This is a genomic window from Bradyrhizobium sp. JR3.5 (assembly GCF_054057015.1).
On record NZ_JBSRYV010000002.1, the window covers coordinates 4797144 to 4817183 of the forward strand.

Annotated in this window: 18 protein-coding genes and 2 pseudogenes; 9 read left to right on the plus strand and 11 right to left on the minus strand. The window is 59.3% G+C overall.

Annotated features, from left to right (window positions below; all coding sequences use genetic code 11):
* Window positions 1–288: 288 nt before the first annotated feature.
* The 7 genes and pseudogenes from ACVWW1_RS39960 to ACVWW1_RS39990 all read left to right on the plus strand — a co-directional run bounded on the left by ACVWW1_RS39960 (window position 289) and on the right by ACVWW1_RS39990 (window position 5697).
* Window positions 289–1518 (plus strand): hypothetical protein, encoded by a 1230-nt coding sequence (locus tag ACVWW1_RS39960; RefSeq protein WP_456659675.1) that lies wholly within the window; start codon window positions 289–291, stop codon window positions 1516–1518.
* A 636-nt stretch (window positions 1519–2154) separates the two neighbouring features.
* On the plus strand, window positions 2155–2628 hold the full coding sequence (gene tnpA / locus ACVWW1_RS39965; protein WP_456659676.1) for an IS66-like element accessory protein TnpA: 474 nt from the start codon (window positions 2155–2157) through the stop codon (window positions 2626–2628).
* Entirely contained in the window at window positions 2609–2839 is a 231-nt protein-coding gene (gene tnpB / locus ACVWW1_RS39970; RefSeq protein ID WP_456659677.1) for an IS66 family insertion sequence element accessory protein TnpB, read from the plus strand. The genes tnpA and tnpB overlap by 20 nt, the downstream gene beginning before the upstream one ends.
* A 179-nt stretch (window positions 2840–3018) precedes the next feature.
* A pseudogene (locus tag ACVWW1_RS39975) lies at window positions 3019–3198 on the plus strand (IS66 family transposase); the annotation flags it as partial.
* A gap of 527 nt (window positions 3199–3725) precedes the next feature.
* Window positions 3726–3995, plus strand: a complete 270-nt coding sequence (locus ACVWW1_RS39980) for a hypothetical protein (protein WP_429034127.1) — start codon at window positions 3726–3728, stop codon at window positions 3993–3995.
* A gap of 148 nt (window positions 3996–4143) precedes the next feature.
* Window positions 4144–4785 carry a hypothetical protein gene (locus ACVWW1_RS39985; RefSeq protein WP_429034126.1) on the plus strand — a complete coding sequence of 214 codons (642 nt, stop codon included), beginning with the start codon at window positions 4144–4146 and terminating at the stop codon, window positions 4783–4785.
* Between the two features lie 87 nt (window positions 4786–4872).
* Window positions 4873–5697, plus strand: a complete 825-nt coding sequence (locus ACVWW1_RS39990) for a hypothetical protein (RefSeq protein WP_429034125.1) — start codon at window positions 4873–4875, stop codon at window positions 5695–5697.
* Between the two features lie 569 nt (window positions 5698–6266).
* Here the strand turns inward: ACVWW1_RS39990 and ACVWW1_RS39995 are convergent.
* The 6 genes from ACVWW1_RS39995 to ACVWW1_RS40020 form a co-directional block, all read right to left on the minus strand.
* Window positions 6267–6551 (minus strand): EscU/YscU/HrcU family type III secretion system export apparatus switch protein, encoded by a 285-nt coding sequence (locus ACVWW1_RS39995; protein WP_456659678.1) that lies wholly within the window; start codon window positions 6549–6551, stop codon window positions 6267–6269.
* Window positions 6436–7323: an EscU/YscU/HrcU family type III secretion system export apparatus switch protein gene (locus ACVWW1_RS40000; protein ID WP_456659679.1), complete on the minus strand. Its 888-nt coding sequence runs from the start codon at window positions 7321–7323 to the stop codon at window positions 6436–6438. The genes ACVWW1_RS39995 and ACVWW1_RS40000 overlap by 116 nt, the downstream gene beginning before the upstream one ends.
* Window positions 7324–7328: 5 nt before the next feature.
* On the minus strand, window positions 7329–8117 hold the full coding sequence (sctT, locus tag ACVWW1_RS40005) for a type III secretion system export apparatus subunit SctT (RefSeq protein ID WP_456659680.1): 789 nt from the start codon (window positions 8115–8117) through the stop codon (window positions 7329–7331).
* Between the two features lie 106 nt (window positions 8118–8223).
* Window positions 8224–9147: a type III secretion system export apparatus subunit SctR gene (gene sctR, locus ACVWW1_RS40010; RefSeq protein WP_456659681.1), complete on the minus strand. Its 924-nt coding sequence runs from the start codon at window positions 9145–9147 to the stop codon at window positions 8224–8226.
* Window positions 9144–10130, minus strand: a complete 987-nt coding sequence (locus tag ACVWW1_RS40015; RefSeq protein ID WP_456659682.1) for a FliM/FliN family flagellar motor switch protein — start codon at window positions 10128–10130, stop codon at window positions 9144–9146. The genes sctR and ACVWW1_RS40015 overlap by 4 nt, the downstream gene beginning before the upstream one ends.
* Entirely contained in the window at window positions 10127–10603 is a 477-nt protein-coding gene (locus ACVWW1_RS40020) for a hypothetical protein (protein WP_456659683.1), read from the minus strand. The genes ACVWW1_RS40015 and ACVWW1_RS40020 overlap by 4 nt, the downstream gene beginning before the upstream one ends.
* Window positions 10604–11704: 1101 nt before the next feature.
* Between ACVWW1_RS40020 and ACVWW1_RS40025 the strand changes: the two are divergent.
* A pseudogene (locus ACVWW1_RS40025) lies at window positions 11705–12825 on the plus strand (IS630 family transposase).
* Window positions 12826–13002: 177 nt separating this feature from the next.
* Here ACVWW1_RS40025 and ACVWW1_RS40030 read toward each other — a convergent pair.
* Window positions 13003–14346: an IS1380 family transposase gene (locus ACVWW1_RS40030; protein WP_456659684.1), complete on the minus strand. Its 1344-nt coding sequence runs from the start codon at window positions 14344–14346 to the stop codon at window positions 13003–13005.
* A gap of 645 nt (window positions 14347–14991) precedes the next feature.
* Between ACVWW1_RS40030 and ACVWW1_RS40035 the strand changes: the two genes are divergently transcribed.
* The gene (locus ACVWW1_RS40035) at window positions 14992–15834 is read left to right on the plus strand and encodes a phosphatase domain-containing putative toxin (RefSeq protein ID WP_429034287.1); all 843 of its coding nucleotides are present in this window, start codon (window positions 14992–14994) and stop codon (window positions 15832–15834) included.
* A gap of 282 nt (window positions 15835–16116) precedes the next feature.
* Here ACVWW1_RS40035 and ACVWW1_RS40040 read toward each other — a convergent pair whose 3' ends face one another.
* The 4 genes from ACVWW1_RS40040 to ACVWW1_RS40055 all read right to left on the minus strand — a co-directional run bounded on the left by ACVWW1_RS40040 (window position 16117) and on the right by ACVWW1_RS40055 (window position 20038).
* Complete coding sequence (locus ACVWW1_RS40040; protein WP_456659685.1) at window positions 16117–17556, minus strand: secretin N-terminal domain-containing protein; 1440 nt, start codon at window positions 17554–17556, stop codon at window positions 16117–16119.
* The gene (locus tag ACVWW1_RS40045) at window positions 17531–18136 is read right to left on the minus strand and encodes a hypothetical protein (RefSeq protein WP_456659686.1); all 606 of its coding nucleotides are present in this window, start codon (window positions 18134–18136) and stop codon (window positions 17531–17533) included. The genes ACVWW1_RS40040 and ACVWW1_RS40045 overlap by 26 nt, the downstream gene beginning before the upstream one ends.
* Window positions 18137–18344: 208 nt before the next feature.
* On the minus strand, window positions 18345–18887 hold the full coding sequence (locus tag ACVWW1_RS40050) for a hypothetical protein (protein ID WP_456659687.1): 543 nt from the start codon (window positions 18885–18887) through the stop codon (window positions 18345–18347).
* Between the two features lie 47 nt (window positions 18888–18934).
* Complete coding sequence (locus tag ACVWW1_RS40055) at window positions 18935–20038, minus strand: hypothetical protein (RefSeq protein WP_456659688.1); 1104 nt, start codon at window positions 20036–20038, stop codon at window positions 18935–18937.
* Window positions 20039–20040 lie beyond the last annotated feature (2 nt).

Below are 20040 nucleotides of genomic sequence, written 5' to 3' on the forward strand. Positions count from 1 at the left end.
AGGCGCCCCTGGAGCGCGGGCGCGAGCCTTTCCACACCCACTCCGAGGCTTATGCAGGGCCGAGACACGATGCTCGGGCTCAAGCTGCTCGGCGAGGGTAACGAGGCGCTCTTGCAGCGGGGGTGCAACCCATCCTACGCACACTCCAAGGCTCTCCAAGGCTTGAGCACGATGCCTGGACTCGTTTAGCCCTACGGCGAGGGCGATGAGGCGCCTTTGGAGTCCGGGCGCCAAGTCTGTCACGCCCACTCCGAGGCCCTCCACGGCACAGCCCCTATGCGCGGAGTCGTGAAGTCCTTCGGCGAGAGTGATGAGACGTTCCTGGAGGGCGGGCGCCAGCTCTCCGACGCCCGCGAGGCTCTCCAAGGCTTTGGCGCGATGCTCGGGGTCGTCAAGTCCCTCGGTGAGGACGACGAGTCGCTCCTGGAGCGCGGGCGCAAACTCTCCCACATGCGCACCGATACCCTCCACAGCCTGAGCGCGATGCTCGGGGTCGTTAAGCTGCTCGGCGAGGACGAAGAGGCGCTCTTGGATGGCGGGCGAAAGCCTTGCCGCGCCCGCTCCGATGTCCCACACGGCCGACACGCGATGCTCGGGGTCGTTAAGCCCCTCGGCGAGGACAACGAGGCGCTCTTGCAACGTAGGCGCAAAATCTCCAATGCGTTCCCCGAGGGCCTCGATGACGGAGACGCGATGCTCGGGGTCGTCAAGCCCTTCGGCGAGGATAACAAGGCGCTCCTGCTGCGCGTGCGTAAGCTGTCCTGCGCGCGCTCCGAGGGCCGCGATGACGGAGACGCGATGCTCGGGGTCGTCAAGTCCCTCGGCAAGGATGAAGAGGCGCGTTTGGAGCGCGGGCGAAAGCCTTGCCACGTGCGCTCCGAGGCCCAACACGGCCGAGACGCGATGCTCGGGAGCGTTAAGCCCCTCGGCGAGCGCAACGAGGCGTCCTTGGAGCGTTGGCGCAAGCTCTCCTATGCGTTCCCCGAGGTCCTCTATGACGCAGACGCGTTGCTCGGGGTCGTCAAGCCCTTCGGCGAGCGCGACGAGGTGCTCCTGCTGCCCTCTGGTCAGGCAATTGAAGTTGGGCGCGAGCGTTCGGATCGCACCGGAATTTATCGTCACCCTGTCCCAGACGGACTGAACCCGGATAGCTCTCTGGAGCGCTTCGTGAAGCTCCGCAGACAGCTGGGCGGCATCACGCAGTTGGCGACTTGTCTGCGACGTCATCAACAGATCGATCGGGCTGAGCTGTTCAGCAATTACACCGAGTACGTCCGGCGTCAGATGAAGGCCGTGCCCTTCGATAGGCAGTGCACCAGCATTCGATCCTTGAGGGTTAGAGCGTGTCTGCTCCACGACAGAACGGGACGGGCCGCTTCCTTCGAGGTTGATCGCCGGCCCAGCGGGAGAATCGTCCGCACCATCAGCTTCGTTGGTGTCATATCCCACCATTGGCGCCTTGCCGCGTTCGTCAATACCCCTCATGATTCACCTCCTACAAAGCGGCAAAATGGATGAGTTCTTCCTATTGCTCCACAGCCATCATCATCCGCGGCTGCCGTCGACAAAGGCGCAGGCCGTTATTCTCAACGATCGCCGTTCGGTCGCTGAAGTACCCAGTCGACAAACATCTCTGCGCGCAGCGTCCACCTCGTCGAATACAGTCTAGCTAGGCAAACTGAACTCGTTTCGTCGCGCGATAGCCCGCAACGCCAGGCTTCCCCAAGCATCTCGGTACCGTCACCGTCACAGCTACTGCTATGGCCAATAAATGTCCAAGCGACCGCGACGAGCATCGGTTATTCCGGCTTAAGCTGATAAGGAGGGGACGAACGGGTCTCCAAGAGAGACCACTCGCGTCGACGTGCATCTTGGCGACAAGACGTCGAGGCCGATGGAACCGTCGCGTTGGGCGGCGCCCATGTCTTCTCCCACGTACATGAAGATAGACGCGCACTATCTCGAGAACAAATAGATGTTCGTTATGAAGCAATATCTCGTGCCTATGGCTGCTCGAGAACCGCAGATCCGTCGCACCGGCGGCATGTTTCGGGCTGTTGAACACTACGATCGTAAGCGTGAATTTCCCCGCACCTTTTGCGGTTGAGTGCTGTGATGCATGAGGTGTCCACCAAATTAGGTGGACACCTTGTGATGGCAGACGATGATCAGAAACTGCGGGTCAGGCTTGTTGGCCGGAATGGGCGCCAGCGATACGATCCCACGTCGAAGGACCGTCTTGTCGCGGCCTGCCTTGAACCTGGGGTTTCGGTATCGAGGCTTGCGCTCGAACACGGGGTCAATGCGAACCTTCTTCGGAAGTGGATCAAGAAGTGGACGGCGACCAGGTCGCTGCCGCCGTCTTCACCACCAGCGTTCGTCCCGGTTCAGCTTGAGAGGACTGCCGATCGGGCCCTGTCGCGGCAGAGCAGCGTGGCGACGGTGGATTTGCCGGCGACTTGCGATGAAGTGCGTGATTCGGAATCCAAAAGGACTGCAGCTTTTTGCTCTCCGGCCAAAGTGAGCGCGTCCCTGCCGAATGGCGTGAAGCTCGCGCTGGAATGCGGCGATGTAGATGCATTGACGGCGATCATCGGAGCACTGAGCCATGTTCAGACTGGGCGGTGACCTGCAAGTCTATCTGCACCGTGAGCCGATCGACTTCCGGGCTGGCATCAACAGCCTTGCGGTTCTGGTCCAGAAGACGATGGCGCTCGATCCGTTTGCGCCGGTGGTTTTTGCGTTCTGCAATCGCCGTTGCGACCGGATAAAGCTGCTGTTCTTCGATCGGTCCGGCTTCGTGCTGGTCCTGAAGCGGCTGACCGAGGACAAGTTCTGATGGCCGCGCCGCCAAGAGGCGGTCGTCACGCTTACGACCGAGCAATTGCACTGGATCCTCGACGGCATCGATATCGATGCGATGGTCCGCCATCCGGTGCGGCAATATCAGGTTGCCGGCTGAGCTCTCGAGTTGAGCGGTTGACGCGTCGGTACGGTTCAGATTCAGGATTCCGATGAATCGAACCGGCGAACCGAGTGTCGAAGCGCTGTTTGGCGCGCATTGCTGCGCTGCACGCGGAGAACCATCAACTCGCCGAGCGCGTCGTCAAACTCGAGGAAGAACTGGCGCTGGCACGCCTGCATCGTTTTGCGGCACGCAGCGAAAAGCACGTCGATCGTCTCTTCAATGAAGCTGAGCAGGTCGGCGGCTATCTCGCCCGCGCCTACGATCCGCCACCAGGGAATCTGATCATGTGGCGCGGATTATCGCGATTCATCGATATCGCAACGGGAGCGACACTCTGACTCAAAAATGTGGGTAATCGTAAGCCTCAACGGAGGAATACAAAACAGGCGAGTACGTTCAAAATGAGTAAAAGCGCTTTCCGGTCTTCAAGGCCAGTAGGGCAGTGCATGATCGGCTGAACCGCGACCAGATCTCGGATGCGATCAACCCCCCGTTAGACGTTAGACGTTGTCTAGCAAGAAGATAGGCCGCGCACAGCCTGATTGGTTCCGGAGCTGTGTTCTGTCCCCGAAACGACGATCCCGGTCTTTGCGGAATAGGCATCGGATCGTCTCGCCTCCTACGGCCACAGTGCCGTCAAGGCTTGAACCTTATAGCTAGGCTGGGCAAGGCCTTCGGCAAGGGCAACTAGGCGCCGCTGGAGGTCGCGCGAGAGTCCTCCCATGCCTGTGCCGAGATGTCGCAGGGCCGAGACGCGATGCTCAGGATCGTTAAATCCCTCCGCCAGGGCAACAAGGCGTTCCTGAACTGCGGGCGCAACCCGTGCCAGGCTTCCCCCGAGGCTCTGCAAAGCCAAAACACGCTGCGCAGGGTGGTCCAGCGCCTCGGTAAGGGCGACGAGGCGCTTCTGGAGCTCGGGCGCAAACTCCGCCAGGCGGTCTCCGAGACCTTGCAAGGCCACGAGACGCTCGGGGCTGTTGAACATCTCGGCAAGGCCGACGAGGCGCTCCTGGAGCGGGACGGCTAGCCGGCCTACACTTGCCGTTAGGGCCCATAGCGCCGAGACGCGATCCGTGGGCTGAGCCAAGCCGCTCAGCGAGGGCAACGAGGCGCAGCTGGAGAGCGGGCGGAAGCCCTCCCACATGCATTCCAAGAGCCCATAGGGCCGAGACGCGATGCTCGGGGTCGTCAAGTCCCTCGGTGAGGACGACGAGTCGCCCCTGGAGCGCGGGCGCGAGCCCTTCCACACCCACTCCGAGGCTTCGCACGGCCGAGACACGATGCTCGGGCTCAAGCTGCTCGGCGAGGGTAACGAGGCGCTCTTGCAGCGGGGGTGCAACCCATCCTACGCGCACTCCGAGGCCCTCCACGGCAGAGGCCCTATGCTCCGAGTCGTGAAGTCCTTCGGCGAGAGTGATGAGACGTTCCTGGAGCGCGGGCGCCAGCTCTCCGACGCCCGCGAGGCTCTCCAAGGCTTGGGCGCGATGCTCGGGGTCGTCAAGTCCCTCGGTGAGGACGACGAGTCGCTCCTGGAGCGCGGGCGCAAACTCTTCCACATGCGCTCCGATACCCTCCATAGCCTGAGCGCGATGCTCGGGGTCGTTAAGCTGCTCGGCGAGGACGACGAGGCGCTCTTGGATGGCGGGCGAAAGCCTTGCCGCGCCCGCTCCGATGGCCCACACGGCCGACACGCGATGCTCGGGGTCGTTAAGCCCCTCGGCGAGGACAACGAGGCGCTCTTGCAATGTAGGCGCAAAGTCTCCAATGCGTTCCCCGAGGGCCTCGATGACGGAGACGCGATGCTCGGGGTTGTCTAGTCCCTCGGCAAGGCTGAAGAGGCGCGTTTGGAGCGCGGGCGAAAGCCTTGCCACGTGCGCTCCCAGGCCCAACACGGCGGAGACGCGATGCTCGGGGTCGTCAAGTCCCTCGACAAGGCTGAAGAGGCGCGTTTGGAGCGCGGACGAAAGCCTTGCCACGTGCGCTCCGAGGCCCAACACGGCGGAGACGCGATGCGCGGGGTTGTCAAGTCCCTCGGCAAGGATGAAGAGGCGCGTTTGGAGCGCGGGCGAAAGCCTTGCCACGTGCGCTCCGAGGCCCAACACGGCCGAGACGCGATGCTCGGGGTCGTCAAGCCCCTCGGCGAGGGCAACGAGGCGTTCTTGGAGCGTTGGCGCAAGCTCTCCTATGCCTTCCCCGAGGTGCTCTATGACGGAGACGCCTTTCTCGGGGTCGTCAAGCCCTTCGGCGAGCGCGACGAGGTGCTCCTGCTGCCCTCTGGTCAGGCAATTGAAGTTGGGCGCGAGCGTTCGGATCGCACTGGAATTTATCGTCACCCTGTCCCAGACGGACTGAACCCGGATAGCTCTCTGGAGCGTTTCGTGAAGCTCCGCAGACAGCTGGGCGGCATCACGCAGTTGGCGACTTGTCTGCGACGTCATCAACAGATCGATCGGGCTGAGCCGTTCAGCAATTACACCGAGTACGTCCGGCGTCAGATGAAGGCCGTGCCCTTCGATAGGCAGTGCACCAGCATTCGATCCTTGAGGGTTAGAGCGTGTCTGCTCCACGACAGAACGGGACGGGCCGCTTCCTTCGAGGTTGATCGCCGGCCCAGCGGGAGAATCGTCCGCACCATCAGCTTCGTTGGTGTCATATCCCACCATTGGCGCCTTGCCGCGTTCGTCAATACCCCTCATGATTCACCTCCTACAAAGCGGCAAAATGGATGAGTTCTTCCTATTGCTCCACAGCCATCATCATCCGGGCTGCCGTCGACAAAGGCGCAGGCCGTTATTCTCAACGATCGCCGTTCGCTCGCTGAACTACCCAGTCGACAAACATCTCTGCGCGCAGCGTCCACCTCGTCGAATACAGTCTAGCTAGGCAAACTGAACTCGTTTCGTCGCGCGATAGCCCGCAACGCCAGGCTTCCCCAAGCATCTCGGTACCGTCACCGTCACAGCTACTGCTATGGCCAATAAATGTCCAAGCGACCGCGACGAGCATCGATTATTCCGGCTTAAGCTGATAAGGAGGGGACGAACGGGTCTCCAAGAGAGACCACTCGCGTCGACGTGCATCTTGGCGACAAGACGTCGAGGCCGATGGAACCGTCGCGTTGGGCAGCGCCCATGTCTTCTCCCACGTACATGAAGATAGACGCGCACTATCTCGAGAACAAATAGATGTTCGTTATGAAGCAATATCTCGTGCCTATGGCTGCTCGAGAACCGCAGATCCGTCGCACCGGCGGCATGTTTCGGGCTGTTGAAGACTGCGGTCAACCATTAACCTGAAGTCAGGACCGATAACCGGTCTCAGCCGCCAGTTTTCCAAGCGCCCGCAGAACCGTCGCGAGAGGTACAATCAGGTGCGATGGAATATACTCATCCACCAGGCCGTCCTTCAGGAGCGCGCGCGCCAGCGGAATGTTTCGCATCACCGGCACCCCCGCAGCGGCCGCGGCATCAATCATTTGCTGCGCCAAGAGATCGGTACCTATGGCATCGATCATGGGTAGGGGGGAGCGCTGGCGATCGTAGTAAATCGCCACTGCAATATGTGTGGGATTGGTGATCAACACGGTCCGCTCTACGCGACTGCTCAATCGCGTCCTTGGCTAACAGTTGCGAATGGAGGCGCCTGCGCCGGCCTTTGATCAGAGGGTCGCCCTCATTTTCCTTGGCTTCTCGTTTCACTTCGTCCAGCGACATCAAATTCTTGTTCGTGAACTGCCATCGCTGGAACGCAAAGTCAGCAATTGCCACCACAAGATAGCTCGCCCCCACATAACTTGCGATCCCGAGCAGCAGGTTACCCGTCACGGCACTTAGGCACGATATGCCACAGCTCGGCGTCCACACAAGCGCATGCACACCTTCGCGCAGCACAAGCATTATGACGAAGCCGAGTATCAGCATCTTCGCGATCGCCTTACCCAGACCGACGAGATTCTGCAGCGAGACTATCCTTCTGACGTTCTCACCGGGGTTCAGCCTTTTCAGCGACAGCGTGACAGCCTCGGGGGAGAAAATCGCCCCGTTCTGCAGGTTAGCGCCCACGCCTATGACCAGGACGACGCCGAGGAAAGGTGCGACCATACTTTGTATTTCACCGAAATAAAACTCGAGTAGCTGTCGGCTGACAATTGGGAAGTCCTCCTCAAGAAATGATACGGGCAACAGGATCGTTGCCTTAAGTCGGTCGACTAGGCCAGGCAAAGAGGCGAAGAACAGCGCGAAGAACCCAAGGGTCACCGCCGCCGACACGACTTCCTTACTGCGCGGAACCTGTCCCTTCTTGCGCAAGTCCCGCAGCCTCGTGGGGGTCGGCTTTTCGGTCTTTCTACTGGTCACGGCAGTCACCTGGCGATGCGATTGAGGATCAGAACAGACGACGGCATATGCTTATCGGCATTGGCCAAAATGATCGTGAGCGAGAGAAGCAGCAGCAGAAGGCCGACTGCACTCTTGACCGACATAGCGAGAAAGAAGACCTCCAGTTGCGGCGCGAACTGGCTGATCAGTGCCAGGCCCAATTCGCTAAGAAACATCGCAACGATGGCTGGACCGGCGAGAAGCAACGTCAGCAGCATCACGAGGTCTGCAAGATCTAACACACTGGTGACGAAGATCGGACCGAATGCAGGATGAAAGCTCCACAGCGGCCAGATGTCATGGGAGCGATAGAGCGCTTCCAATAGTTTGGAAAAGCCGCCGCTGACGAACAGCCATGTAGCGTAAAGCTGAGCTAGGAAGGTCCCAAGCGGCGAGGGCGGATTGACGCTTGCCGGGCTCAAGAGGCTTGCCATCGTGGCCCCCCTCTGGTGGTCAATGAACGTGCCCGCGGTTTCCACACCCCACATAGTCGCGGCAACTGGCATGCCCAGCAGGCACCCGAGCAAGAGTTCCTTGAGCCCCAGGCCCAGGATCGGCGCCAGACGTGTGATGTCGAGATCCGCAGGCCTCGTTGCCCAAGCAAACCCCATTACCGGGAGCGCCAATGCCATGATCACGCCGTTGCGCGCCGGCGCCGTCACCTTACCGCGTCCCAGAAAGGGCATGACCAGCACCATCCCTGTCACACGTGCCATCGCAAGCGCAAGGACAACAAGGCAAGTATGCAGGTGAGCTGGATCAAGTGGTGACATGGAATGGATTACTCTAGCGCTTGGACAGCCAGCCGGCGGCGGTCGCTGTTGTTGCGTGCCGCCCGGCGAAGAGAGGCAAATTTAGCAAGTCCCTGGGGCCTCAGACTTACATCGCGGCGATTTGGTCGAAGATGTTCACCGTATACCGGCTAAGTTCACCGAACCAATTCGCGGTGGCGACCAGTATCAGGCTCACGCATATCAGCTTCACGGCGAAAGAGAGTGCCTGCTCCTGAACTTGGGTCAGAGCTTGCACAACACTGACGATCAGCCCGGCGCCCGTAGCGACGAGGACTGTGGGCATCGACAGGACAAGTGTCAGTTTGAGCGCGCCAATGGCCATGTTGGTGAGTGTGGCGGTATTCATGGTGCTGCTCGCGCGTAGGAGAAGATCAGGCCATGAATTAGGCGCTGCCACCCGTTCACGGCAACGAACAAAAAAGAACAGCTTGAATGGCAAGGATATGGTCATTGGCGAAACCATCATCATGCCCATTGCCAGAAGGATGTTCGAAACGACGAGATCGATGACGATAAAGGGCAGAAACAATAAGAAGCCGATCTTGAACGCGTCCTCCAGTTCGGATGTGATGAAGGCCGGAATCAAAATCATAAATTCGCTGCCAGTTATGGCGGCGGCGTCCTCCTTGTCCCACAATCCCCGAGCCGCATTGACGAAGAATTTCCGTTCCTGTTGCGACGTGTTCTTCAGGAGAAAGTTGCGAACTGGCTCAGCAGCTAGCGTTATCGTCGTCTCCAATTCGCGGATATCTTGGAATGCGATTGGTTTGTCGCGCACTGCCTCATACGCTCCTTTAGCCACTGGCTGCATGATGTAGACCGACAGCAGGATGGCGATCGCATTCAGCGCCATGTTCGGCGGAATGTTCTGAACGCCGAGAGCATTACGAATGAGCCCAAAGACGACGACGAGCTTCACGTAAGAGGTGACGGTAATCGCAACGAAGGGGGCGATCGCGACGCAGGCGATTAGGGCGATCAGCGTCGCGGGATCAGGCAGCGCCGTCATCGTTCTGCTCGTGCTGATCGCAAGTCGAGCACGCGCACACCTGTTCGCTCGGCGATGCGCACCAGTTCACCGGTTGCGACGACCTGGCCATTGACGCGCAAGCTGATATTGGTAGTGGCATCAAAACCAAGATCCAGCACTTGGCCGATAGCCAATTCGCGAAGCTGCCTGAGCGGCATGGTCAGGCGTCCAGCATCCACATCAACAGGAAGATCAATGCTGTCGAAGGTTTCCGGCGGGAGCGGATCCGGTCTATCCATCATACAGTCCATAGCTGAAAGGATGGCAAGGCGGCCATTGAAGATCGAGGCGCGAAAGCAAGGACCGCCAGAGAGGCATAGAAGAACACTCATGACGCCGTCATGACCGACGGGGGTGGTATCCAGCAGGACGACATCACCTGAAGCGAGTTGACGCAGATCCGTCAAGATAAGGCTGATGCGTGCGACCAGCAGATCGAGAGAAAGGGGCAGATCATCGAGCGCGACGCACACGACGGGAAGCGTAGAGCAGCAGTCGGCGATCCATTGCAGTCCACCGCCATCGAATTCGACCAGCCCGAGGATGTCGCCCGGACGCTCCAAGCGAAGAATCTCAAATGCGTACGGAAACGCTTCAGTGCTCTCGGCCGAAGACCAGATCGGCCGATGCTTACACCATTGTTCCACCTGGATCGCGAGATCTCGGAAGACAATGTCGAGCAGGATTTCTCGCAGGCCGTCACCCGGAGGCAATGCGGTAATTTCTGGCCAATGTTGCACAGCCACCGCTGGAAGGAGCGTCGAGTCAACTGTGACGCGAATCCTGTGGCCGCGTGGGCGCATCACGGCCCGGCAGGAATCCGCTGGAAGGCGCGGAGGTGTCGAACCTGGCATGACAGCTTCCACGTCGATGCCAGCGATGTTGAAGGGGACTGGCAGACGTTTAGCAAGACGCGAAAGGGCGGTAGCCTCACGTCGGCCATAGCAGGGTAGGTCGATCATGCGCCCTTCTCAACTGTGTAGTAGAGTAGTGTCTCAAGTCCGCGAGATCGCCGGTTGCTGCCTTGTTCGTCCAACAATGAGCTGCAGGAGAAGACGACCATCACGATGCGCATTTTAAGCCGATCGGACAAGTCGCGCGCAAATGCATCGCCATGTACCTGCAGGATAGGCCAAAGCCGCTCGGACTCGATGCAAACCCTTAGGGTATCAAGCTGGAAACTGACGATCACAAGCGCATTGCCGAATAATTCGCGGTTCAGCATGACGTGCACCTCGGTATTGCCGGCATAATCTCGGCTGACCAAAGTGTGCTCGGTAATCCTCCTGGTCAACTCGACGAGTTCAACCGATCGTGACAGCTCTTCGGGCGTTCGCCGACGCAGTATAGGGCCAGGCACGGCACTGATGATCGAACCGGCAATCAACGGGACAAGACGTGGCGCTTTCGCTTTCGGCCAGATCATGCGGATCATTGTCGAAATCCTTGCAATCGGGTGCTCGATCGGATGCCTCGCAGGCATCTAGATTCGCCTCTTCGATCATTTGCGAGAACCATGCGGTATCCCCGGTACGCACACACGTCGGCACCGGGGCCGCCACCGGAATTGAACGGCCACGTGGTGTGATGCACGACATTGCAGCCCTTGTCGCTAGCTAAGTTTGACCGCTGTGGGACTGGGCCACCTGGCTCAGCCGCGTTGAAGCGCTCGGCAGGACACACCATTCACCATCACGGCGACTTACCGAGCCACAACAGTAGTTTTCACTGGGCCTACGTCTCCAGGACATCGTATTTGTCGGAACTACTTCCTAGGAGAAGAGCAGGCAGCCACTCAACGGAGTAGCATCCACTTCTCCATGTACTCACGGTCGACCAGAAGCCAATACAATTTCGATATGGGGTCAGCTGATGAGGTTATGCCTTTCAGGAACAACATGCTCAGCGTCCAATAGCCGGTTTGAATGAGCAGGGACCAGTGCGATTTTCGGAGGTCACTCACACATACGGCTGATCGGCATGACATGCCGCAATTGGCAAGGGTTTTCGCGGCGTGCTTGTCAGGTGAGACGCAGGCCATTTTATGTTTGGAGTGCTGGCCGACTAAGATCGACCCGATTTTGGAGGCAGAGGCTTGACTGGAAGCAGTCGCGCCGTTTAGCGGAGGCCGTTGAGGCAGACCTGCAAATCGTCCCGTACCTCCTGCGACCCCAATGCTGCCAAGGCTCGAGGCCGATCCGCAGGCTGAGGAAGACTCTCGGCGAGGACAGCCTGACGCCGCTGGAGCTCGCGGGGAAGCTCCGCTACGGCTGCCCCGACGCTCCGCAAGGCCAAGACGCGGTTTGTGGGATCGGCGAGTCCCTGCGCCATGGGACGAGGCGTTCCTGGAGCTCGCGTGAAACCGCTGCCACGTGCACACCGCGGCTTCGCAATGCCGAAACGCGATGCATGGCCGTCCGAGCACGTGCGAGTAGGTATAGATGAAAGCCAGATCATGGCCCTGCTTCTTGGTAGGGCGTGCGTCTGATTTTTGACTCATGGATCGAGTCCGGAGCCCCCAATAGGGAGGCGAACGATAAATGTACGGTACCGGATCGAATTGGGCCAAGCCGAGCGAGAGGAACTGACGGCGATGCTGAGCGGCGGCAGGTATGCCGCTCGCAAACTCAAGCAGGCTCAGATTTTGCTGGCGGCCGACATCGGCAGCCCCGACGAGGAGATTGCCCGGACCGCCAGAATAAGCGCCTCCACCGTCTATTCGGACCAAAACGCCGCTTCGTGGAAGGCAATCTCGATCCGGCCTTGAGTGAGGAGCCGCGTCCCGGTGCGGAGCGCAAGCTGACCGGCAAGGAGGAAGCCCTGCTGGTGGCGACCGCATGCGCCAAGCCGCCGCCGGCCGAAGGCGCTGGACGCTGGCGCTGCTGGCCGGACGTGATGGTCAAGCTCACCGATATGACGGCCTGTCAGGCGAGACCGTGCGCCGCCGGCTGGCCGATAATGTCCTCAAGCCGTGGGGTAGGGACATGTGGTGCATTCCCCATGTCGATGACGAATCCGTCGCCCGCATGGAAGATGTGCTCGATCTCTACGCTGAAGCGCCTGATCTCGAGCGGCCGCTGGTCTGCTTCGACGAAACCCCCGTTCAGCTCATCGGCGAAGTGCGCCAGCCGATTCCACCCGAGCCGGCAAAGCGCGAGCGTTACGATTACGGGTACCGCCGCAACGGCACGATCAATCTCTTCGTCGCCTTCGATCCGCATCGAGTTTGGCGCAAGGTCAAAGTCACCGAACGGCGCACCGCCGTGGATTGTGCTCACGGCATGCGCGAACTCGTCGATGTCCACGACCCCAAGGCCGCCTGCATCCGTGTCGTGCAAGACAATCTGTCGATCCATGCCCCCGGCGCCCTTTAACAAGCCTTTGCCCCGCCCGAGGCCCGCCGCATCGAGTTTCTACTACACCCCGAAACACGCCAGTTGGCTCAATATGGTCGAGATCTAGATCGGCGCGCTCCAAGGGCAGTGTCTCGGCCGGCGGATCGTCGATCCAAAACGCCTTAGAAGCGAGATCGCAGCATGGGAGCGGCAGCGAAACAAAATTCGCGCCCGTATCAACTGGATGTTTACAGCGGACAAAGCTCGCACCAAACTGGGGAGCGCTTATCCAGGCATATCCAAAGAGTCAAAGTTACTGTGACGAGCTACTAACCCGTCCTATTCGTGAGAGTGCGGTTTTGGGTCGGATTGATGCGGGCCGCACATCTCCTCTGACGAGGAGCACAGGATTGCCTTCGGCTTTTCACCGCCTGACGACCCGTACTTTGCAACGCGCTTGAGGGATGGGTTGGGCGAACAGGGGCGCACGCCCCGCCGGTCAAGGACCGAGCGACAGGAGCGCGCCTGGCAAGCAGCGGATCAAATCGGCTTCGGGACATGCCGCGGCGAACGCAAGGCGAATGCGGCTCGCGGTCTCGATGACCCGGGCGGCGATTTTCAAGAGACGAAGACGCAGCGTCGCGAACTCGGCAGTGGCCAATTCCCGGACTTTGGGAATGGCGTCGCGCACGGTCAGCATCAGCCAATAAGCGGCCGTATGGAGCACGAGACGGATCTGGTTGACGAGCGCCGAACGGCAACTGGTGCGATCGGAGGCAAGCTGCGTCTTATGCAGCTTGATCAGATTCTCGGCTTGGCCGCGCGCACAATACAGGCTGTCGTAGATCCACTCGGCCGAGCCGACATCGAGGCTGGTGACGACGAAGCGGATGTCGAGACCGAGCATCGTCGCCTCAATACGGGCGACGGTGCGCCGTTCGCGATCCCAGGACTTTGCCTCGTGGCGCGTCTCGGTATAGCCGCGCAGAACAGGCAGGTTCTCGATGGCGCGTCGCGTGCGGATGTCGTCAGCGACCTCGTCGACTTTTCTGGCGAGAGGCTTGGTACCGGACAGACCGAAGATGTAGTCGATGCCGTTGTTCTCGCACCACGTCATGGCCTCCGGCCGAGCATAGTGCCCGTCGCCGCGGAACGTAATTCGCGTCTTGTGCCATCGCGTGCGGATGTGCCGTACCAGGCGTCGAAGATGGGCACGCACCTCGACGCCGCCCGGCGTCTTGCCGGGCCGCAGCACGACCGCCACGGGCCGGCTCGTCTCCGTGTCGTAGACGTGGATCGGCAGGAAGCAGCGTTCGTCATAATGAGCGTTGAACAGCGAGAGCTGCTGATGGCCGTGGACGACATCGCAGGTGTCGTCGATGTCCAGCGTGATGGATGCGGGCTCGCACGGATAGCTATCCATCCATGCGTCGACCAAGGTGTAGGTCAGGCGGATCACGTCGCGCAGTCGCGGCGAATTCTCCAGCCGCGACAGCGTCGGTTGGGAACACAAATCCCGGCCCGTGTCCGGCAGCCGACCGCAAGCGAGCTTGAACGCCGGATCGGACCGCAGATGATCGAGGTCGTCGGCGTCCTCGTAGCCGCAGCAGATCGCGAACATGCGAGCGCGGAACATATCGACAAGGCTGTGCACGACCCGCGTCGGATCGCGCCGATCCGGGAACACCCGGGCCAAATTGCCGGCCAAGCCGAGACGCCGCTCGGCCATCGCCAGAAGCATCACGCCTCCATTCGAGGTCAGGCGCCCACCATCGAAGGCAGCTGTGACTTTCTTGGCGTGAACGGCTGGAAACGAGAATGGCAGAATCGTATCATCGGTCATGGCGGGCGTGGCGTTCGCGGTTGAAGGTGATGGGGTTGGCGTCGCAACCGAATCCTACGCCGCATCAGCGCTTTACACCACGCTCGCCAGCCTCTCAGGCGCCCTCTGGCGAATAAGACGGGCTAGCTGTGGATGAGCCCGCGCAGGATGGCTTCCGCGCGCATGGAAGCGGCCCGAGTAGTGGCGAAGCGTTAAACAGCGCCACCGCTCCCCACGCAAGCCGGTAGGTGAAGGATTTGTTTTGTCGTGTCAGGATGCGGAACGCAGCTCGCTCGTGCTTGGTTTGCCGCGCCTCGGAGTGCACGCTCCGTTCAGTGCTGGAGCTGGGTAGTGCGCGGCGACCTGCCGTACCTAGCCTGCGTCATTTTGATGGGGCTATCTTTTTGCTGCTCAAAGGAGAGACTTATGCGGTGTGGTCCCGGCAAGCCTGTCGGTCTTTCATATCAAATGCCGGCGCCAGATTCCGATCTCGGCGCTCGCGCGCCAGCCTCATCGAGCGTTGAGTCACGCACGCCATTTAGAATTCCACCGACAACAATACCGAAGAAAATACCCGCCCAAAATCCCCCAACGCTTGTATATGACACGATTGAACCCTCTACCTTTCGCGCCACATCCGATACATCCGGGATGGAGAGTTGCGACTTGACCGGGTTTGACGGTTTAAGCTTGTCTGGGAGTGAACAATTTTCTGAGCGGCAGCTAGAAGAACTAATTACACTGACACGTCCAAAACGGCTCGTCATTATAGATACTAGGCAAGAGTTCCATGGATTCGCAAATGGAGAACCAATATCCTGGTATGCTGCAGATAATTATAACTGGGGTAACGTGGAAAAGCCTGCTGACATTATTCCCGCGAAGGAGACAAAGAAGCTCGCAAAACTACCGACTAAATTTCCTTTTGGTCTGACCATAGAATCCGGGAGTGTCGTAAAAGGAAAGGCTTCTTCGGCGCCTCCAAAGGTTCTCGACTTCGGTAAAGTGAAAATAGAAACGGAAGAGGAATTAGTTAAAAGAAAGGGTGTGGCATATCTGCGCATTCCGACACCAGATCATGCGCGTCCCACCGATGCTGAAATAGATAAGCTTGTATCGGAGTTGCGAAACCTCGCCCGTGCGGGTGATGTTCATTTGCATTTTCATTGCCGGGGCGGCATAGGGCGTACAACGCTGCTGATGACCCTGGCAGACATGTTGCACAATTCCGACAAAGTGCAATGTGCGCACATCATAGAACGCCAGATAAAATTAAGAAGGCGCGACGAGTTTCCAACAAGCAAGGCGTTAAACAAGGTGTTGCGGAACGAGAAAAGCGAGCTGATGGACACATTTTTTCAGTATGCAAAAGAACAACCTCTTGAAAAAGCGGATGCCATTTCATGGACGGAATGGCTAGCGTTAAAAGCACATCATGAGCATCAGATCTTGGATACATCCAGTGGCGGTACGCCGCCGACCGCGCCTCCCAGCCATAGGATGCCGTGAAATGGACCCCTCGTGGCGCGACCGCTTCAACCGGTTTCTTAGTTTGAAAGCCGTTCACCTTGCGAAAGCTAGGTCGCATTGACGGCTCTAATCCAGAGCATCGCAGCGGTGATGTGTTCGCCGTCAGGGCTTGGCGGTGGGTCCGAACACTGGACTGTCGTCGCGTCCCTGGTCAAGACAGCAAACCTTAACGATGTCGATCCGCTTGCCCGACTCTGACGTCCTGATTAAGGTCACCGACGGCTGTCCCAACCACGACATCGTACAGTTTCTGCCCTGCGCCTACCGCGCCCAAGCCCTCAAAGCCGTGGCCCGAGAACGACGCCTACGTTGGGGCGTCAGGTGGCGGCCGAGATCGGGGGCTAGCGATTCGAACTTCTCCCGCAGTTCCTCAGTCAAAGCCCGCGCATCGGCGTCACTCTCAACCACCCGAGGATTCAGTAACACCAAGAGCTCGGTTCGGTCCTTGGCCTGCTCCGTGCTGCCGAATAGAGGTCCCAACAACGGAATGTCCTTTAGCACGGGAGCCCCGGAATCCATCCGGTTGGTGCTATCCTGCATCAAACCGCCGATCGCGATCGTGTCACCGTTTCGTGTCGATACGGTGCTTTGGAGGCGGCGTACCGAAATGACCGGGGATTGGACGTTGGTCAGTGTGTTCTTGTTCGCGGTACTGACCTCCTGAAAGGTGTCGAGCGTCACGTTACCTCCGGCGCCGATGCGGGGTGTTACAGCCAAAATGACCCCTGTGTCGCGTAGCTCGACGTCGTTCACGATTGTTGAACTTTGGCTTAGCGTGGATTGTGAGGATCGCGCGAGGATCGGGACCTGATCGCCCACCTCAATTGTCGCGGTTTGATTGTCAACTGTGAGAATACGTGGCGCCGATACGACCTTGACGTCCCCGACGCCACTTAGCGCGTGTAGCACAACGTTGGCATCCCTATTTGGGAACACATAGGACAAACCACCTCGCGAAACGGCACCCAAATCCAGCGAGGAGAGAAGATAGTCGACACCGTATCGCAAATGATCGCTCAACCGCACCTCCGCGACAATGACCTGGATCAGGACCTGCCGTGGCTTGACGTCAAGCCGATGAACGGCGGCTTCGATGATTTTGTTGTCATGCGGCGTTGCGAAGATCACGAGTGCATTTTGGCTAGGATCCGCCTGGATCCGCACCGGCACCGACAGGCCAAGACTGACTGCGGAGACCACCACATCGTCCTTTGCTTGCGTTGCTGACGCGGCCGCATCTGATCTTTCGTCCGACAGGCCGGGAACGTTTAGAGGCAAGCTCGATCGATGGGATGCGCTTCCGATTGACAACTTTCCAAACTCTCCCGCGGGCTGCGCGCGAGATACGGCACTGGGCGGCTGAGCGCCAAAGACTCGTGCTAGTACCTGCGCCACTTCGGTAGCCCTTCGATACCGAAGTGGACGCACGTGAATGTTTGCCGCCGCCTCCGACGTCTTATCCAGCGTGGTGATAACCCGACGAACTTGCTGAAGTACCGCAGGGTCGTCCGCTACCACGAGAATGCCGTTCAGCCGCTCGAGTGGCGCAAGCCGAACGCGCACTCTGCCCTGGCGATTCTGGCTGAACAAGAAACTGAGTTCTCGCTCTACCGCGGCCGGACTCGCATGAGCCAGCGTATACAGCGCAAACGATTTGTGAGCCATAGCATCGGTGTCAAGTAAGCCGATGAGTTCGCGCACGGGAACTCACCGAGCCGGGTGGCCCACTGATGGCAATACCTTGTTCTCCCGGCGCGGGTGTCAGACCCACGCTCTCCTCGACGCTTGGTCGGATCACCTTGATGACATCGGCTGGATCGACATAGCGGACGGGAACCACTTGAACATCGCTTCGCGCTCCGCCGGCGAGGTCGACCAAGCGCCCCACCCGAACTCCGCGGTCAACCACGGCCAGTCCGTAGCCGTACGGTGCCAGCGCTTGGTCGAGCAATCGCGGCACATCACTCGCGGGGACTTGGCCCGAGGTCCGAAGTGTCATTTTTCCCCCAACGCCCGGATCGATGATGACGGGCATGCTCAGAATGTCGCCCACGACGTCATTCACAACTTGCCGAATATCGGCATTGGCGTAGTCGAGGCTCACGCGAGTGCTATCGGATGTGACCGGCAGCCGCCGCTCCACCGAGGCGGTGATCGGCCGGCTCGGCGGCTGTGCCAGCAGTTCAAAGCTACGTGCTTGCAGGTTTCCCCGCTGAGAAGGAGGGCTCCGACGCATGCCAGCCGACGCTTGTTGAAGCCAGCAGAACACCGCGTTCAGCAATCGAGTCGGAGCCGGCACATCGGGTAAGCAGTAGACAAAGGAACGTCAGCAAGGTCTTGCTAGATATTGAGGAAGCGGCGTTCCCGCGGAGAATGCGCATCCATTCAACTTTCCATCCGCCGTACTTGCGTTCATTGCAACTGTGAGAACAGGTGGGCAGAACTGGGATGACTGCCCCCGTCCTGTACTACTCATTTGTTGCCGTCTCTTAACGAGAGTTGCCAATGATCACATCCTTGATCTTTTGATCTTTCGAAAGAAGGTTAGACATCAGTTCAGCAATCTGATTGAGCTTATCAAGCAGCCCTTGCATAAAAATCAACGCCATCTGCCCTTCGCTATTGGCGCTGTCAATCGCCGCCTTAAGGTTGTTGATGGCAGCGTCGAACTGCGACTGCACACCTCTCTTGTCGGAATTCTCCGTCTCGATGGAGATGTCGTTTGCCTGCATCCATTCAAACACATCCTGAGTCTTGCCTTGCGAATCGACGAAGCTGCCGTAGTCTCTAACCGCCTTTTCATCGGCAGGTCGATTGGTACGCAGGGCAGCCAACGCCTTATTCATATCTTTCAGCAAATTGTTGCGCGCCTGCATATCGTCGATTTGAGATCGGATTTGATTCTGGTAAATGGCATACCGTTCCATCAGAACCAGCGTGATAATCGAGCCCAAAGACAGGCCACCTGGGAGAACATTTCCTGCGCTGCTGGCCCACGCATAGGGCTGGTATCCAGGCATTACCTTGATCATCTTACGTCATTCTCAAAATCGGATGTGTTTTCGTCCGAACGATGCACTCAAGCCATATAGACGATCTTGCTTCTCGCCTCGGTATCGGCACGACGAATTTCTGCAAGCTTGCCCAGAAAGTCCTGAATCGTCGCCTCGTAGCTTGCCATGAATCCACTCTCGTCCTCCCTCTGCGCCCGCGCCTTGGTGCCGTCCGCCTCCAGCTTCGCCTTCTCCTCCTGGTAGTGCGTCGCGCCCATGTTCAGGCCGGCTCCGGGAAGCTTAAACGCTTCTGTCGCGATTGTGCCCATGCCATTCCACCTCATCGCCGCCTGCTGGGCTGCTGTCTGTGCCTGGACAACGCGCGTAAACTCAAGGGGGTCCGTCGCGCTATCGGGCGCGTCCAGCCTGAGCGGGTCGCCAGGTGTATTGCCTCTGCTCGATGATGCGCTCCCATCCAGACGTGTCATCTCGATGTTGTCGTCCGAGGGCCGCGCCTCGCGCTCTGGCGCTTGGGTAAATTGCGCTTTGCCGTGAGGCTCGCCGTGGAGCTCCTGCCCGCCTTCCGGTTTGTCAAAGCGCTGCGCTTGACCTGAAGGGCTGTTCGGGGCTGGCGTCTCCACACTAGACTTCGGGAGCGGCGTCTGGATCTTGGCCTTGTACAGCTCGTCGAAGCGCGCTTGAATCTGGCGAGCGCCCTTGAAGTTCACACCGGCACCTAACATCGCGCCGCCAGAGGTGGCTATTGCGCCAAACAACTGGCATAGCCCTGAATTGCGAAGCGCCTTGGCAGCAGCTTCCTGCGCAGCGATCTCGACGTTAAGCGCGGCCGACCGGTCCGACCTCGCCGCCTTGCGGAACTCCGCATTGAGCCGAATGATGAGCGCGGCGACTGCCGATATGTCGTTCCTCGTAGCAAAGTCCTTCAGCTTGACCTGGATGTTGGAAAGCTTCTTGTGGATCACAACGTCCGCGAGATCCGATACACCAACTGATCCCCAACCCCGCGCCCCCTCAACGGGATCCGCGAGTGGGCGCGGGATCTCGCCTTCCGGCACGTTTCTGCCGCGGACCGTAGCAGAGATCGGCGCCCACGGAAGTTGTTGATGCACGGCAGCATCCAACAGGTCGTACCCGCCAACGGTCGTTTCACGTTCGATCGCAAATGCCATGG